We start from the raw sequence: 14645 nt of genomic DNA on the forward strand, positions 1-14645 counted from the left end.
AATGGGCGTACCTGTCGAAAATCGTAAGCTCTCTTCTATGCTTAAGGGAGCCGTGGTGATTGCTTTGTCGCTGTTTGTGGCAAGCTGTCAGCTCACCAACTCCACGGTTATTGGCAGTACAAAACCGGGTGTTTTAAGGCCGAACCTTGCCAATGACATAGGCAAGAAGGAGCACCCTCGCGTTGTTGCCACTTACGGCGGCGTATATGAGGATGCTGGTGCCGAACGTGCAATTGCCAAGGTTGTTGGCGGTCTGGTTGCCGCGTCTGACAATCCTTCCCAGCGTTACCGCATTACGCTGCTTAACTCGCCGACGGTTAACGCCTTCGCTCTACCGGGCGGTTATCTCTATGTGACTCGCGGTCTGCTTGCTTTGGCGAACGACACCTCCGAGCTTGCAGCAGTGCTTTCTCACGAGATGGCGCACGTAACGGCTGATCACGCCATGCAGCGTCAGCGCCGTGCAGAGGCAGCTGAGCTTGCTAACCGTGTTATGAGCTCGGTTGTCGAAGATAAAGCCAAGGTTGATGCTGCGGTGAAGTCATCGCAGGTGTCCTTTGCTCGCTTTTCGCAAGAGCAGGAATTGATGGCGGATGACATTGGCATTCGCACGCTCACACGAGCCGGTTATGATCCTTACGCCGCTTCGCGCTTCCTTAAGACCATGGATAAGTTCGCGAAGTATCAAAGTGTTAGAGGGCAGACCAGCAGTGCGCCAGACTTCCTCTCATCGCACCCTAATACGCCTGAACGCATCCAGCGCGCTGTGCAAAGCGCTCGCCAGATTGGTGCTCCGGGAATTGGAGAACGCAAACAAACTGAATACCTGACCAGCTTGGACGGGCTGCTTTACGGTGATGATCCGCTTGAAGGGTTTATCCGCAGCCGTAGCTTCCTGCACAAGGGGCTGGGTATCTCCTTCAGCGTGCCAAAAGGCTTTGTGCTGGAGAACTCTGCTGATGCGGTACTCGCCAGCAACGGCAAAGGCACAGCGATGCGCTTTGATGGTGCTGATCTAAGCGGCCACGAAACGCTTGAAGGCTACCTTAACAGTGGCTGGATCAACGGGCTTATTCAGAACTCGGTTCGTCTGACGACGGTTAACGGGCTACCGGCTGTTATTGGCTCCGCTGTGACCGATGGCTGGTCATTCCGCATCGGTGTGGTGCGTATTGGCAAGACGGGCTATCGCTTTATCTTTGCCAGCAGAACACCGAACAGTGCCTTTACCCGCGACTTTAATAAGTCCATGGAGAGCTTCCGCCAGTTGTCTCCGGCTGAGCAGGCGCGCCTACGCCCGCTTCGTATCAAAATCATTCAGGCCAAAGAAGGCGATACGCCTCGTAAGCTTGCTGTTGGTATGAGCGGCGTAGAACCAGCACGGCGTCTGGAACTGTTCCGCATTCTCAATCAGGTGAAGTCTGATGAGCGTCTCGAAGCGGGACGCGTTCTCAAGCTTGTAACTGACTAATGATCTTGCTGATGCTGTTTGGGTTTTGTACCGAACAGCATTCTCACAAATGGGTTGGCGCTTAATCCGTGCAAAACGACGCTTAGGAATACCGTGCAGGCAGCAGTAGCTGATACGGCTTGGGCGGATGGTAAGTGCGCATCCAACGTCATGATAACAAAGACGATTGTGGCCAAGCCACGCGGGCCGAACCAACCGATAAACGACTTCTCTGCAAAGCCTAAAGGCTGTCCCCAAAGCGCGATGTAGACGGGAACCATGCGCAGCACCGTCAGGCTAAGAATGGCGTAAATTACGTTCTCGATTGTAACCGTTAAAAGCACCTGACCAACAACACCAGCGCCAAATACAACCCATGCTACGAGGGACAGGGAGTCTCCAATGCCCTCGGCTGAGATCACCATCTCTTCCTTGTGTTTTTTGTAGAAGTACCCAAATGCAAGCCCGCCGGTGAAGGATGCGATAAAGCCGCTGCCGCCAGCTACAGGGGCGAGGGAGAAGGAAAATAGGGCAAGGGCAGCTACCGTTAGCTGTTTCCAGCTGGGGCTTAGCCAATGGCGTTTGTGGGCTATGCCCATGAGAACGCTGCCCACGTAAGCGCTTGCGATACCTACGATAAGCCCAATGCCGATCTCTTTAACCAGCAGGGCGACAGCAAGTCTTCCTATGCTGTCAGCAAGATGCGGATGAATTGCCACTGTTAAAAGCGATAGAACAATGGGTACGCATATGCCGTCGTTGAGGCCGCTTTCGACAGTTAAGCCTTCGCGAATATTCATGGGAACAGCGGGCGATGTCACAACCGACTTACCTAGGGCTGCATCAGTTGGAGAGAGCATCGTCGCGAGCAGAGCAACTTCCAGCAGCATTAGAGATGGCATCAAGACCATGCCGGCAGCCATACCAAACAAGATGGTAAGCGGTAGGCCAATGAGCAAAAGCCGACGGGGCAAGCCGATCGACTTCATAAGCACTTTGAGGTCTGTGTTAGCCGCATCTGTAAACAGGATCAGCGCCAGCGCCATTTCCGCAAGTAAGCGGATGGTCTCAACCTCGATATTTGTCTCCAGAAAGCCAAATCCGTAAGGGCCGAACGCGAAACCAAGGATGCAGAAAAACAAGGCGCCGTTGATGGGCAGCTTTTCGATAGCGCGACTGGAAATGCTGTAAATGAAAATGATGGCAAACAGAATTGCTATAGACAGATAGATCATATGGGCCGCCACTTCTGTTGGTTCTCTTCAGTAACCAACACTCGGCAACTTCGGTATCCTCTGAAATGGGGGTTTTGGTGGCGATAAGGCAATAAAAAACCCGGCTCAAGGCCGGGTCTTTCAAAAATTCTGTTGTTGCCCTTAAGCGGCAGCTTCCTGACCGTCATCATCAGTAGAAGCGGTCTTGGCAGGGCGGCCTGGTGCGGTGGACAGGATCTGCTCGATCTGGCGCACTGCTTCAGCGTCACTCTGCTTCTGAACAGCTGCGATTTCGCGAGCCATACGATCCAGAGCAGCTTCATAGAGCTGACGTTCGGAATAGGACTGCTCTGGCTGAGCATCGGAACGGTAAAGGTCACGAACAACTTCAGCGATAGAGATGAGATCGCCGGAATTGATCTTTGCTTCATATTCCTGAGCGCGGCGGCTCCACATGGTGCGCTTAACGCGTGGCTTACCTTTAATCGTCTCAAAGGCTTTTTTCACTACGGACGCTTCGGAGAGTTTCCGCATACCGACGGAGGCAATTTTCGCAACTGGCACGCGCAGGGTCATCTTCTCTTGCTCAAACTCGATTACGAGGAGCTCCAGTGAAAAACCAGCTACGTTCTGCTCTTCGATAGCAGTGATAAGCCCTACACCGTGGGACGGGTAGATGATGTGTTCACCGGTTTTGAAACCTTGACGCTGCGCGGTCTTCTTTGCGGTTGTGGCCATACGCTATATTACTCCTGCGCAGTAAACCGACACGTTTTGCCGGTTTATGACGCCGCATCGTATACGACGCCTTCCTGTAAAACGAACAGACAGCGAAGCATTAGCGGAAGATTTATTCCACTCTAGCCTCGACTGGCGTTCACATGTGATGGCCGGTTGCTAAATTCTAAAATCCGGTAGTAATGGGCAAAGAATTATATTAGCAGCCCCGAAACACTGGACTGCGCCCATAAAAAAACTCCTCTTTTTAGGGAGGGAGCGTAACCGGTAAGACAAACGACCTTCCAAAGTGTATAACACATTATCCACGGATTTCCAACTACTACATAAAAAAAATGCAAGTAGGACTATCCGCGGATAATTTCAGGTCAGATATGTGCCGCAGAAAAACCTTGGAGGCAATTTGCGGTAATTTTATTTAATTAATTCTCAGGAATCGCCGGAACCCGGGTTTTCCGAGAAGTATTTTTCCAGTTTTTCTTTAACACCGTCAAATTCCGCAGCTTCAGGAAGCGGGTCTTTTCTTACGGTGAGGTTTGGCCATTTCGCAGCGTATTCGGCGTTCAGCTCAATCCACTTTTCAAGGCCCGGATCGGTGTCAGGGAGAATCGCTTCTGCCGGGCATTCCGGTTCACATACACCGCAGTCGATGCATTCTTCCGGGTCAATCACCAGCATGTTTTCACCCTCGTAGAAACAGTCTACAGGGCAAACTTCAACGCAGTCTGTGTATTTGCATTTGATGCAATTATCAGTGACGACGTATGTCATCGTAATCCTCTTGGTCCTTGGACGTTATTACCCCACGCCATTGGCGGAACTATCCAGAGCCGACGTTCGCGTTCTTGAACAGCATGGGTATCTGCTTTCCCTATGGAGTGCAAGCGTTTGCGACACCTCATTTGCCGTGGGCTTGTACCAGCCTTTTTAGCATTGGCGCTTTAAAAGGGATCAATTTCCTTGACGCGTTTGAACTCGACAATTTGCCTGCGTTCACGCTTGGTCGGTCTGCCTGCGCCGCGTTCTCGTTCAGCCTGTTTGGCTTCTTCTTTCGGCGGTGGAGGCGGGGAAATATCCTCATAAAGCCCCTGAGCTTCTGGCGCGGGACCGCGACGGGTTCCCAAGTCTTGGACTTTAAGTACAAGAAGGCGGCGGGGAAGCACGATGGTCAACACATCATCTACCTTGATAGGATGCTTGGATGCGCTGACCTTTTCTTTGTTAACCCGGATATGCCCGGACACTGCCAGCTTTTGTGCCAGTGTCCGCGACTTAGTAATGCGTGCGTACCAGAGCCATTTATCTATGCGCTGACTTGCCTGCATGTGACCTCTTCAAGAAAAGGCGATTATTTATCGCCTTTTTCCAGGTTCTGCTTGAGAGACATCAGGGCTGCGAACGGAGAGTCCGGATCCATCGGCTTGTCACGGCGTGGCTGCTGTGGCTTGCTCTGGGAGCTGCGGCCTGCTGCCTTGTTTGCCTGACCTGTGCCACGACCCTTACCGCCCGGCTTTCCGGTCTGACGACGAGGACGTGCGTTCTTACGCTCGCCTTCTTCTGCTGCTTCGCCTGTGTTGCGCTGCTGACGGTTGTTACCTGCCGGACGCGGACGACGGTCAAAACGACCCGGACGCCAGATTTCGACGGTGACGGTTTCCATTTCAGCTGCTGCGTCTTCTGCAGGTGCTTCGCTCGCTTCAGCTTCTACAGCAACAACTTCCACTGCTGCTTCGCCTTCAGCTACCGGAGTTTCCTCGGTGCTTTCAGCTGCAGCTTCCGCTGCTTTAACAACAGGGCGCTGCTCTTCCTTGGTTTCCAAGCGGTAGCCCAGAGACTTCAGGATGTTGGAGAAGTCTTCGCCAGCACAGCCCAGAAGAGAAGTCATAGAAACGGTTACGGTGAATGCGCCGCCTTCAGGGCGAGCACCTTCAGGAACGTCTACGCCTTCTTCCATTGGCTTCCAAGCAACCAGCGGACGGATGATGTCTGCAAGGCGCTCAAGAATGTCAACGCGAACCGCACGAGGACCGCAAACGCGGAAACCAACGGTTTTGTAAAGATCAGCTTCGATTTCTGCGTCGTAAGGAACAGATGTACGGCCGGATGCGGAAAGCTCAGGCAGTTCAGTCAGGCCTTTTGCATCTTCTTTGCCGTTCTTGAGAGCCCACAGCTGCGCCAGAAGGCGGCTAGGTGCTGGCTTAAGAAGAGCTGGGGTGAAGATGTGGTAAGCGCCGAAACGGATACCCAGCTTGCGCAGGGAACCACGCATGCTCTGATCCAGCTGGCGGATATCTTCCGCGATTTCCTGACGTTCCAGAATGCCGAGATTCTCGGAGAGACGGAATGCGACGCCGCGAGCGATACCATCAACGCCTTCTGCTTCTTCCATATCGAAGAGAGGCTTGAGAAGGGTTTCGATGTGGGTTTTGACCCACAGGTCTACACGGGCTTGAACGCTATCGCGTGCAGCACCGGTCAGTTGCTCGTCTGCCAGAAGAACAAGGCCAGGGCGCAGAGTGTGGCTACCGGCTGTCATCCGGGCAACTGGCTCGCCCTGCCAACGCAAGGTGCCGTCTGCCGAAAGGATAAAGTCTTCGTTTGGTGAGCCTGCCAGCTTATTAGCCCGGCTCTCGATTTCGCTCGCTAGAGCTTTCTGTGCAGCGGCACGGACAGCTTTTTCTTCCTGTCCTTCAGCCTTGGCATCCGGCGCGAACCGGAATCCCTGCAGCTGGCCAATGTGTTCACCTTCGACAAGTACGTCACCGCTGGCGGTGATCTCCGCTTCGAGCATCTTGTTCTCTCTCAGACGTCGCATCAAAACGCTGGTTCGCCGATCCACAAACCGCTGTGTAAGCCGTTCGTGAAGGGCATCTGATAATCTATCTTCTATGCCGCGTGTCACGCCCTGCCAATGCGCAGGGTCTTTGAGCCAGTCGGCACGGTTTGCAACAAATGTCCAAGTACGGATATGTGCAATCCGGTTGGACAGTGTGTCGATATCCCCATCGGTTCTGTCCGCAAAGGCAATCTGACGCTGGAACCAGTCGTCTGGAATTGCACCATAGCGCACAAGATGGGAATAGATCCCCATTACGAGGTCTGCATGGTTTGCCGGGGCAATCTTGCGATAGTCCGGAACCTGACAAACATCCCATAATAGAGCTATACGCGCCCGCGTGGTGGCGTAGGTTCTTGTTACCTCGTCACGCTGTGCAAGCGTTAGTACACCGATATCCTCCGCTGGAGGGGCTTTGGTCAAGCCCTCTTCGCCCGGAGAACGCTCTAATGACATCAAAAGTGCGGAAATCGAGGAAAAATCGAGGTCCGGGTTGCGCCATTGGAGAACTTTTAAGGCATCGAAGTGGTGCGACTCAAGTTGATGCACCAATTCATCGTCAAATGCGTTGACGCGGCCAGTAACGCCAAAGGTGCCATCACGAAGGTGACGGCCGGCGCGGCCTGCGATCTGTCCACATTCGGAAGGGGTAAGCTGGCGATACTGATAGCCGTCATATTTGCGGTTACCGGCAAACGCCACATGGTCCACGTCGAGGTTCAAACCCATGCCGATTGCATCGGTTGCGATCAGCCAGTCGACGTCGCCGTTCTGGAAGAGCTCGACCTGTGCGTTGCGGGTGCGCGGGGACAGGGATCCCATAACAACGGCTGCGCCGCCGCGCTGGCGTCGAACCAGTTCCGCGATGCTGTAAACTTCGTCCGCCGAAAATGCGACGATGGCAGAGCGGCGCGGTAGGCGGGTGATCTTCTTGGAACCGGCATAAGACAATACCGACATACGAGGTCGGGTAATGATGTTGAGGCCGGGAATAAGTTTTTCCAGAAGCGGGCGAATGGTTGCGGAGCCGAGCAGCAGGGTTTCTTCACGGCCGCGCAAGTTCAATATGCGGTCTGTGAAGACGTGTCCGCGCTCAAGGTCAGCAGCAAGCTGGACTTCATCGATGGCGACAAAGTCTACCTTAAGGTCCTTTGGCATCGCCTCAACGGTGGAGACCCAGAACCGCGCTTCTTTCGGGATGATCTTTTCTTCGCCGGTCACAAGCGCAACAAGGCTCGCACCTTTGCGTTCGACCAAGCGATTGTAAACTTCTCGAGCAAGCAGGCGGAGCGGCAGACCGATGAGGCCAGAGGAATAAGCGCACATGCGCTCAATGGCCAAATGCGTTTTGCCCGTGTTAGTCGGGCCTAAAATTGCGGTTACTGTGCGCGAACGAGCCGCGCGCGGTAGAGTTTTGGTTTGCATGTGCAGATTTAGTCTTTGGAAAGTCCAATAGGGCCGACAGGCGCTTCCATGTTACGGCCCTGAGCCGGTCTCGCTCTCGTGTGGTGTATTTCAGTTCGCTCGGCAGTGCTTCTAACATAGGCGCTAAGTAATGTCGCCCTTTGTTTTGGTTGTTCATCCATTCTTTTCGAAGAGCTGTGCCGACTGTCACGCTCTGTGCTTTGCGCTGCGATCTTTCCGTAACCACCTTGTCATTGGTTAAAGAAGACTGATCGGAACTGACCGGTGAGAGGAGGGTGGCGGTAACACTTGGGGTATTAAAGGAACAAGCAGCGCACGAATCGTAAAATCGGTAATGTTCCGCTTATGTCTTCCCTGCTTCTTAATGGCTAAATTACGCAGAATTCTGCGGGCTGGAGATATGCAGAGGTTATCCCCACTTTCCCCTAGGGAGCTTTGTGGCGAAATTTGTTTCAATTTGGCTCATGGATTGATTGCGAGATGGAGGAATTGAGCATCCTCATTCAGCGAATAAGTAAACTACGTTTTATTAGTTTGCATGAGAGTTTGGTGGGTGCTTCGCGCGCTTTTCAGCTTAAGGTTTTGTTAATGAATAGATTTTTGGAAAATGCTGCACCTGCAAATATAATGGTGTAATTTTTCCTTAGCTTTACTGTATTGATCGATTAGTTAACTTTGTCGCTGTCAATGTCTATGTTGTTATAAATTACAGAATTTTTTGTTTCTGCATAAAATAGTCAGTCAAAGACTCGAATATTAGTCCCGCGATAAGAAATGGTTCGTTGAAACACCTTCTAAATTAGGTGGGCTTTGCGTAGAGTAAGGTTATTGGAGGGCCTAATAGTACGGGGTAAATAATATGAATCCATTGACTGCTGCACTTGAATTTATTGACTCAATTAACCAAGAAGAGACACCGGAGGGGGTTTCTCGTCGTCTTTCTGATCTTGGTAATTCTTTCGGTTTTCCTCAGTTCTGCTTGGCTGCTATTCCAGATCCAGGCGTTTCATTCGACGGCTCTATTATTCTGAGTGGTTGGAGCCCTGAGTGGCAGAAGCGCTATCTGGATAGAGATTACGTGCAGAACGACCCACTCGTAGCTCAGGCGCGTACTGCTGTTCGCCCATTCCTTTGGTCCAGCGTTGCTAGGGACCGTGAGCTTTCCGCAATGGCCCAACAAATTCTCGCGGATGCTCGTAACTATGGGATGAACGACGGCGTATGTGTTCCAATCCACGGTCTGCAAGGCTATCAGGGGGTTCTCCTCCTTGGCGGACCAGAGGTGCGGTTAACTGAACGCGAAATCAGTGTGCTTCACCTTGTTGGCATTTATGCAAGCAACAAGATGCGCGAGCTGACCGGCGCTAATGCAAATCGTCCGCGTCATCGTTTGACGCCTCGCGAGCTGGAGTGCCTGAAATGGTCTGCTGCTGGTAAAACAAGTTGGGAAATCAGCCAAATTCTCAACATTTCCCAGCATACTGCCGATTGGTATCTTGCCTCTGCGGCACGCAAACTACACGCTGCTAATCGTACGCATGCTGTGGCTGAAGGCTTCCGTCTGGGGCTCATTCGTTAATAACGTAGTTTTGCGTAGAGTAATATTGAGGGGAGCGCATATGCTCCCCTTAGTTATGTGAAATATCAGCTGTGCATTCTTATTGAATTGGCAGGTGGGGGCTATGTATTGTCGCCACAAAGACTTTGGTAGTTGAGCTAAACTTACGCAACTTTTTAGTTTTTCCCTTGTTTGGAATCTTACCAAAATGGGGCGAAATCTAGTCCTTGCATAGCTGTGCCTAAAAAAAAGACTTTTCAGAGAAGATTGAGCTTTGTAAAGAATTGCCACTGAATTGTTAAAATTTGGGGGCTTCCTTGGCAATACGTCGCATTCTAGTTGCAAACCGTTCTGAAATTGCCATCCGCGTCTTTCGCGCTGCCAATGAAATGGGCATGGATACAGTGGCCATTTTTGCAGAGCAGGATAAACTTGCTCTTCATCGCTTTAAGGCAGATGAGGCTTACCAGGTTGGCAAAACATTGGGGCCTATTGAGGCATATCTTTCCATCGACGAAATCATGCGCGTTGCGAAAGAGCGAAATGTAGACGCTATCCATCCCGGATACGGTTTCCTTTCAGAAAGTCCTGAGTTCGCAGAAGCGTGTGCTGAAAACGGCATAACCTTCATCGGTCCATCGCCAGAAACAATGCGCCGCCTTGGCAACAAGGTCGCTGCCCGTCAGTTGGCGATTGAGGCAGGTGTACCTGTTGTTCCTGCAACAGACCCGCTTCCTGACGACATGGAAGAGGTGAAACGCCTCGCGAAAGAAATCGGCTACCCGATTATGCTCAAAGCATCTTGGGGCGGCGGTGGTCGCGGTATGCGCGTCATCCGTGATGAGGAAACACTGGTTCGCGAAGTGGTGAATGCCAAGCGCGAAGCCAAGGCAGCCTTCGGTAAAGACGAAGTTTATCTGGAAAAGCTGGTTGAGCGTGCTCGCCACGTTGAGGTGCAGATTCTGGGCGACAGCCATGGCAATCTGGTTCACCTTTTCGAGCGCGACTGCTCTATTCAGCGCCGTCACCAGAAAGTGGTTGAACGTGCGCCGGCGCCTTACCTGTCTTCCCGCAAACGGGCAGAGCTGTGCGAGTACGGCCTGAAAATCGGCCGCGCCGTGAATTACTGCGGTGCTGGTACTGTCGAGTTCCTTATGGATGCCGACACTGGCGCGATTTACTTCATTGAGGTTAATCCGCGTATTCAGGTTGAGCATACCGTGACTGAAGAAGTCACCGGCATCGATATCGTTAAGGCGCAGATCGCTATTGCAGAAGGTGGCCGGATTGGCGACGTGAATGCCACTGGCGTTCCCGCGCAGGAAAAGATCGAGCTGAACGGTCACGCTCTTCAGTGCCGTATCACCACCGAAGATCCTGAGAACAACTTCGTTCCCGACTATGGCCGTATCAGCGCCTATCGCGGTGCAACGGGCTTTGGTATCCGCCTTGATGGTGGCACGGCCTATGCTGGCGCTGTGATCACCCGCTACTACGATCCTCTGCTTGAAAAGGTAACAGCCCGCGCACCAACGGCTGAGCAGGTTTGCTCTCGCATGGATCGTGCTCTGCGTGAGTTCCGTATTCGCGGTGTGGCGACAAACCTGTTGTTCTTGGAGCGTATTGTCGGTCATCCAGATTTCCGCACCAACAACTACACCACACGCTTTATCGACGACACGCCAGAGCTGTTTGAGAATATCAAAACGCCTGACCGCGCAACAAAGCTGCTGAACTACGTTGCCGATGTGACCGTGAATGGTCACCCTGAGGTGAGTTACCGGCCGCGTCCACCAATCGGTGCGGCTGCGCCAGTGGTTCCGCGTTTCGATACGCCAGTGGTTGATGGCACCAAGCAAGTTCTTGATGAGCTGGGGCCAAAGGGCTTCTCCAAGTGGATGCTTGATCAAAAGCGCGTGCTTGTAACCGACACAACCATGCGTGATGCGCACCAGTCTTTGCTGGCGACTCGCATGCGCACCCATGACATTGCTAAAATTTCGAGCAGCTATGCAAAAGGGCTGCCTAAATTGTTGTCATTGGAGTGCTGGGGCGGTGCGACTTTTGACGTTGCAATGCGGTTTCTCACAGAAGATCCGTGGGAGCGTTTGCGCCTCGTTCGTGAAGGTGCGCCTAACATTTTGTTGCAGATGCTGCTTCGCGGTTCCAACGGTGTGGGCTATGCCAACTATCCGGATAACACCGTAAAGTTCTTCGTCAAGGCGGCGGCTGAAAACGGCGTTGATCTCTTCCGCGTGTTTGACTGCCTGAACTGGGTGGAGAACATGCGCGTGTCTTTGGATGCTGTGCAGGAAGCGAACAAGCTGTGCGAAGCAACGCTTTGTTATACTGGAGATATTCTCAATAGTGCGCGTCCGAAGTACGACCTGAAATACTATGTCAACCTTGCTAAGGAGTTGGAGGCAGCTGGTGCCGACATCCTCGGCGTGAAGGATATGGCGGGCTTGCTGAAGCCACAGGCGGCACGCGTTCTCATCAAGGCGCTGAAGGAAGAAATCGGCATTCCGATCCACTTCCACACCCATGATACATCCGGCATTGCAGCATCCAGCATTCTGGCAGCGGTAGAGACCGGTGTTGATGCGGTGGATATGGCAATGGACTCTCTGTCCGGCCTGACCTCGCAGCCGTGCATGGGTTCTGTGGTGGAAGCGCTTAAGGGCACTGAGCGTGATCCCGAGTTGGATGCTGAGAACATTCGCCAGATCTCCTTCTACTGGGAAGCTGTTCGTACCCAGTACCGCGCGTTCGAGAGTGACCTACGATTTGGTGCTTCCGAAGTGTACCTTCACGAAATGCCGGGCGGCCAGTTCACCAACCTGAAAGAGCAGGCTCGCTCTTTGGGCTTGGAAACCCGCTGGCACGAGGTCGCCAAGGCTTATGCCGAGGTGAACATGATGTTCGGCGATATCGTGAAAGTGACCCCAAGTTCCAAGGTGGTTGGCGATATGGCTGTGATGATGGTGTCACAGGGTATCTCCGCAGCGGACGTGCTTGATCCGAACGTGGACGTTGCGTTCCCTGAGTCCGTTGTGCAGATGATGCACGGCGATCTGGGGCAGTCTCCGGGCGGTTGGCCGGAAGCGCTTCAGGCGAAGGTTCTTAAAGGCTCCAAGCCGATTACCGTTCGTCCGGGCTCGCTTCTTCCTGCTGAAGACTTTGACGCTCGCCGTGAGGAAGTGATCGAGATCGTTGGCCGTGAGACAGACGATAAAGAGCTTGCCAGCTATCTGATGTACCCGAAGGTGTTCACAGACTTTGCTGCCGCGCAGGACCTTTATGGCCCAACCAGTGTTCTTCCAACGCCAAACTACTTCTACGGCTTGCCAGCTGGCGAAGAGATCATGGTGGAGCTGGAACCGGGTAAGGTGATGGTTCTTGCATGTCTTGCGATTGGCGAGACCGATGAGACTGGTGAAAAGCGTGTCTTCTTTGAACTGAATGGTCAGCCACGTAACGTGCGTATTATCGACCGTGCCCATGGTGCAGTTGGTATGGGCGCTCGTCCGAAGGCTAAAGCTGGTAACCGAAATGAAGTAGGAGCACCTATGCCGGGTGTTATCTCTACCGTAGCGGTAAAAGTTGGCCAGAGTGTCAAAGCAGGTGATGTTTTGCTGTCCATCGAGGCCATGAAAATGGAAACTGCCATCCATGCCGAACGCGACGGAACTATCCGCGAAGTTCTGGTCAATGTTGGCGATCAGATCGATGCGAAAGACTTGCTTGTCAGCTTCGAAAACTGACCGAAATTAGGTATTAGACCCTAAGAAATTATCGGTGCGACGGGTTTTGACATCCTGTCGCACCGTTTTTGTATGTGTTGTCTCATAAGTATCTATACAGTTGCGCGGGGTGTCGGGACCGCGTAAAGGACCGGCAAAAGTTGTCCAAACATCAGTGAGTTTAAGCGTCGTACGGGTGCCGCAATAGCGCCTCGAAACGATGCAATTTGGAGAAATCACCGTGCAGACTAATTCTGGCAACCCAGCCGTCATTGGCCTGGCTGGCTTCGGTATTACTACGTTCGTCCTTCAGATCCATAACATTGGCATTCTGGAAAGCATGGGCCCAATTCTGTGGCTCGGCGTATTCGTTGGCGGTCTGGCTCAGCTCGTAGCTGGCTTCCAGGTTCGTTCTACCGGCAATAACTTCGCATACAGCGCATTCACCATCTACGGTGCATTCTGGCTGGCATTCTGCGGTATCCTGATTGGTAACGAACTCGGCTTCTACGTCGCTTCTAAAGCTGAAATCGCTTGGTTCCTGCTGCCATTCACCATCTACACCGGCATCATGCTGTATGGCGCTATGCACATCCATACTGCTGAAACCGTTGTATTCGGTACCCTGTTCCTAGGCTTCCTGTTCCTCGTAATCGGTCACGCTTTCATTCCAGTATTCGACGTGATTGCTGGTTACGTGCTGATCGTTTGCTCTTTCTCCGCTTGGTACGTGATGGCAAGCATCATCTACAAGCAGGTCTGTGGCCGTGAAGTTCTGCCAACCGGCAAGCCTCTGCTGCACAAAGGCCCGAAGGTAGAAGCTTTCGACGCAATGGCTGTTGCTGCTGAATAATCTGCAATTTGCTGATTGATTTGAAAAAGCCCCGTACGAGCGTGCGGGGCTTTTTTGTTATTTTCTGGTAGATGTAAAGCCCGTTGCCGCGTTTGGCGCATGGGCTGTGCCTATCCATAAATCCATAAAGTCTCGCAGCCATTGCAGCACAGGCGGGTCGAATATGAAGCGGCCTGAAAAGTGGTCTCTTCGATCCTGCGCGCCGGGAAGCGCCATTCTTTCTGAGCCCTTTGTTGTCCAGCGATGCATCATGGCTTGTGTCAGTTCCGGATGAAACTGAATGCCGTAGGCATTGCCGCCAACCCTAAAGGCTTGGTTGGGAAATGTTTCTGCGCCCGTTGCAAGAAGCTCAGCGCCACTTGGAATGGAAAAGCCTTCTCTATGCCACTGGTAGACCTTGGTGGGCCAATGCATCATCTGCTGGCCTGCTTCTGTTGCCTGCAGCGGGTAATAGCCGATCTCGACCATTCCCTCTTTATGCTCTGTGACAGTGCCGCCAAGGTTACGCGACAGCATTTGTGCGCCAAGGCATATGCCCAAGAAGGGTTTGTTTTCCTTCAAAGGCACATCAATCCAGTCGGTTTCCTTTTGAATGTAGGCGTCGGTATCGTTTGCGCTTTGTGGTCCGCCAAAGATAACGGCTCCGGCGTGCTCCTCCATCGAATCGGGAAGCGTGTCGCCAAAACGGGGGCGGCGCATATCAAGCTGAAAGCCACGCCTTACCAGTTCATGCCCCACACGGCCGGGGGTCGAGTTCTCCTGATGCAAAACAATGAGAACTTTCGGGCCGGATGAAGGGCAGATATTCAACATTCTAAAAGGGTACTC

General features: G+C 52.7%; 10 protein-coding genes. 4 read left to right on the forward strand and 6 right to left on the reverse strand.

All coding sequences use genetic code 11. The features are described from left to right. The first annotated feature begins 1 nt into the window (after position 1). On the forward strand, positions 2-1471 hold the full coding sequence (locus tag E1162_RS06375; RefSeq protein ID WP_257098707.1) for a M48 family metalloprotease: 1470 nt from the start codon (positions 2-4) through the stop codon (positions 1469-1471). Here E1162_RS06375 and E1162_RS06380 read toward each other — a convergent pair. The 5 genes from E1162_RS06380 to E1162_RS06400 all read right to left on the reverse strand — a co-directional run bounded on the left by E1162_RS06380 (position 1468) and on the right by E1162_RS06400 (position 7663). After that, on the reverse strand, positions 1468-2685 hold the full coding sequence (locus tag E1162_RS06380; RefSeq protein WP_155128419.1) for a cation:proton antiporter: 1218 nt from the start codon (positions 2683-2685) through the stop codon (positions 1468-1470). The two genes, E1162_RS06375 and E1162_RS06380, sit on opposite strands and share 4 nt — an antisense overlap. A 141-nt stretch (positions 2686-2826) precedes the next feature. After that, positions 2827-3402, reverse strand: a complete 576-nt coding sequence (locus E1162_RS06385; protein ID WP_155128421.1) for a CarD family transcriptional regulator — start codon at positions 3400-3402, stop codon at positions 2827-2829. Between the two features lie 429 nt (positions 3403-3831). After that, positions 3832-4173 carry a ferredoxin FdxA gene (gene fdxA / locus E1162_RS06390; protein ID WP_155128423.1) on the reverse strand — a complete coding sequence of 114 codons (342 nt, stop codon included), beginning with the start codon at positions 4171-4173 and terminating at the stop codon, positions 3832-3834. A 170-nt stretch (positions 4174-4343) separates the two neighbouring features. Then, positions 4344-4727 (reverse strand): RNA-binding S4 domain-containing protein, encoded by a 384-nt coding sequence (locus E1162_RS06395; RefSeq protein ID WP_155128425.1) that lies wholly within the window; start codon positions 4725-4727, stop codon positions 4344-4346. Between the two features lie 23 nt (positions 4728-4750). Further along, the gene (locus E1162_RS06400) at positions 4751-7663 is read right to left on the reverse strand and encodes a helicase-related protein (protein ID WP_155128427.1); all 2913 of its coding nucleotides are present in this window, start codon (positions 7661-7663) and stop codon (positions 4751-4753) included. An 859-nt stretch (positions 7664-8522) separates the two neighbouring features. On the opposite strand from E1162_RS06400, the gene E1162_RS06405 reads away from it, so the two are divergent. The 3 genes from E1162_RS06405 to E1162_RS06415 all read left to right on the forward strand — a co-directional run bounded on the left by E1162_RS06405 (position 8523) and on the right by E1162_RS06415 (position 13817). Then, on the forward strand, positions 8523-9242 hold the full coding sequence (locus tag E1162_RS06405; protein ID WP_155128429.1) for a LuxR family transcriptional regulator: 720 nt from the start codon (positions 8523-8525) through the stop codon (positions 9240-9242). Between the two features lie 296 nt (positions 9243-9538). After that, a complete protein-coding gene (pyc, locus tag E1162_RS06410) occupies positions 9539-12985 on the forward strand; it encodes a pyruvate carboxylase (RefSeq protein WP_155128431.1) in 3447 nt (1148 codons plus the stop codon). 220 nt (positions 12986-13205) lie between these two features. Beyond that, positions 13206-13817, forward strand: coding sequence for an acetate uptake transporter (locus E1162_RS06415; RefSeq protein ID WP_371311830.1), 612 nt, complete (start codon positions 13206-13208; stop codon positions 13815-13817). 57 nt (positions 13818-13874) lie between these two features. Here E1162_RS06415 and E1162_RS06420 read toward each other — a convergent pair whose 3' ends face one another. Next, entirely contained in the window at positions 13875-14630 is a 756-nt protein-coding gene (locus E1162_RS06420) for a glutamine amidotransferase (RefSeq protein WP_155128435.1), read from the reverse strand. Positions 14631-14645: the final 15 nt, after the last annotated feature.

This window comes from Pseudovibrio flavus, from assembly GCF_009711345.1.
Taxonomy (GTDB): Bacteria; Pseudomonadota; Alphaproteobacteria; order Rhizobiales; family Stappiaceae; genus Pseudovibrio; species Pseudovibrio flavus.

Bases quoted from the DNA above. Each gene is read 5' to 3' on its own strand.
- E1162_RS06375 (WP_257098707.1), top strand. From the start codon at position 2: ATGGGCGTACCTGTCGAAAATCGTAAGCTCTCTTCTATGCTTAAGGGA.
- E1162_RS06405 (WP_155128429.1), top strand. From the start codon at position 8,523: ATGAATCCATTGACTGCTGCACTTGAATTTATTGACTCAATTAACCAA.
- E1162_RS06420 (WP_155128435.1), bottom strand. From the start codon at position 14,630: ATGTTGAATATCTGCCCTTCATCCGGCCCGAAAGTTCTCATTGTTTTG.
- E1162_RS06395 (WP_155128425.1), bottom strand. From the start codon at position 4,727: ATGCAGGCAAGTCAGCGCATAGATAAATGGCTCTGGTACGCACGCATT.
- fdxA (WP_155128423.1), bottom strand. From the start codon at position 4,173: ATGACATACGTCGTCACTGATAATTGCATCAAATGCAAATACACAGAC.
- E1162_RS06380 (WP_155128419.1), bottom strand. From the start codon at position 2,685: ATGATCTATCTGTCTATAGCAATTCTGTTTGCCATCATTTTCATTTAC.
- E1162_RS06400 (WP_155128427.1), bottom strand. From the start codon at position 7,663: ATGCAAACCAAAACTCTACCGCGCGCGGCTCGTTCGCGCACAGTAACC.
- E1162_RS06385 (WP_155128421.1), bottom strand. From the start codon at position 3,402: ATGGCCACAACCGCAAAGAAGACCGCGCAGCGTCAAGGTTTCAAAACC.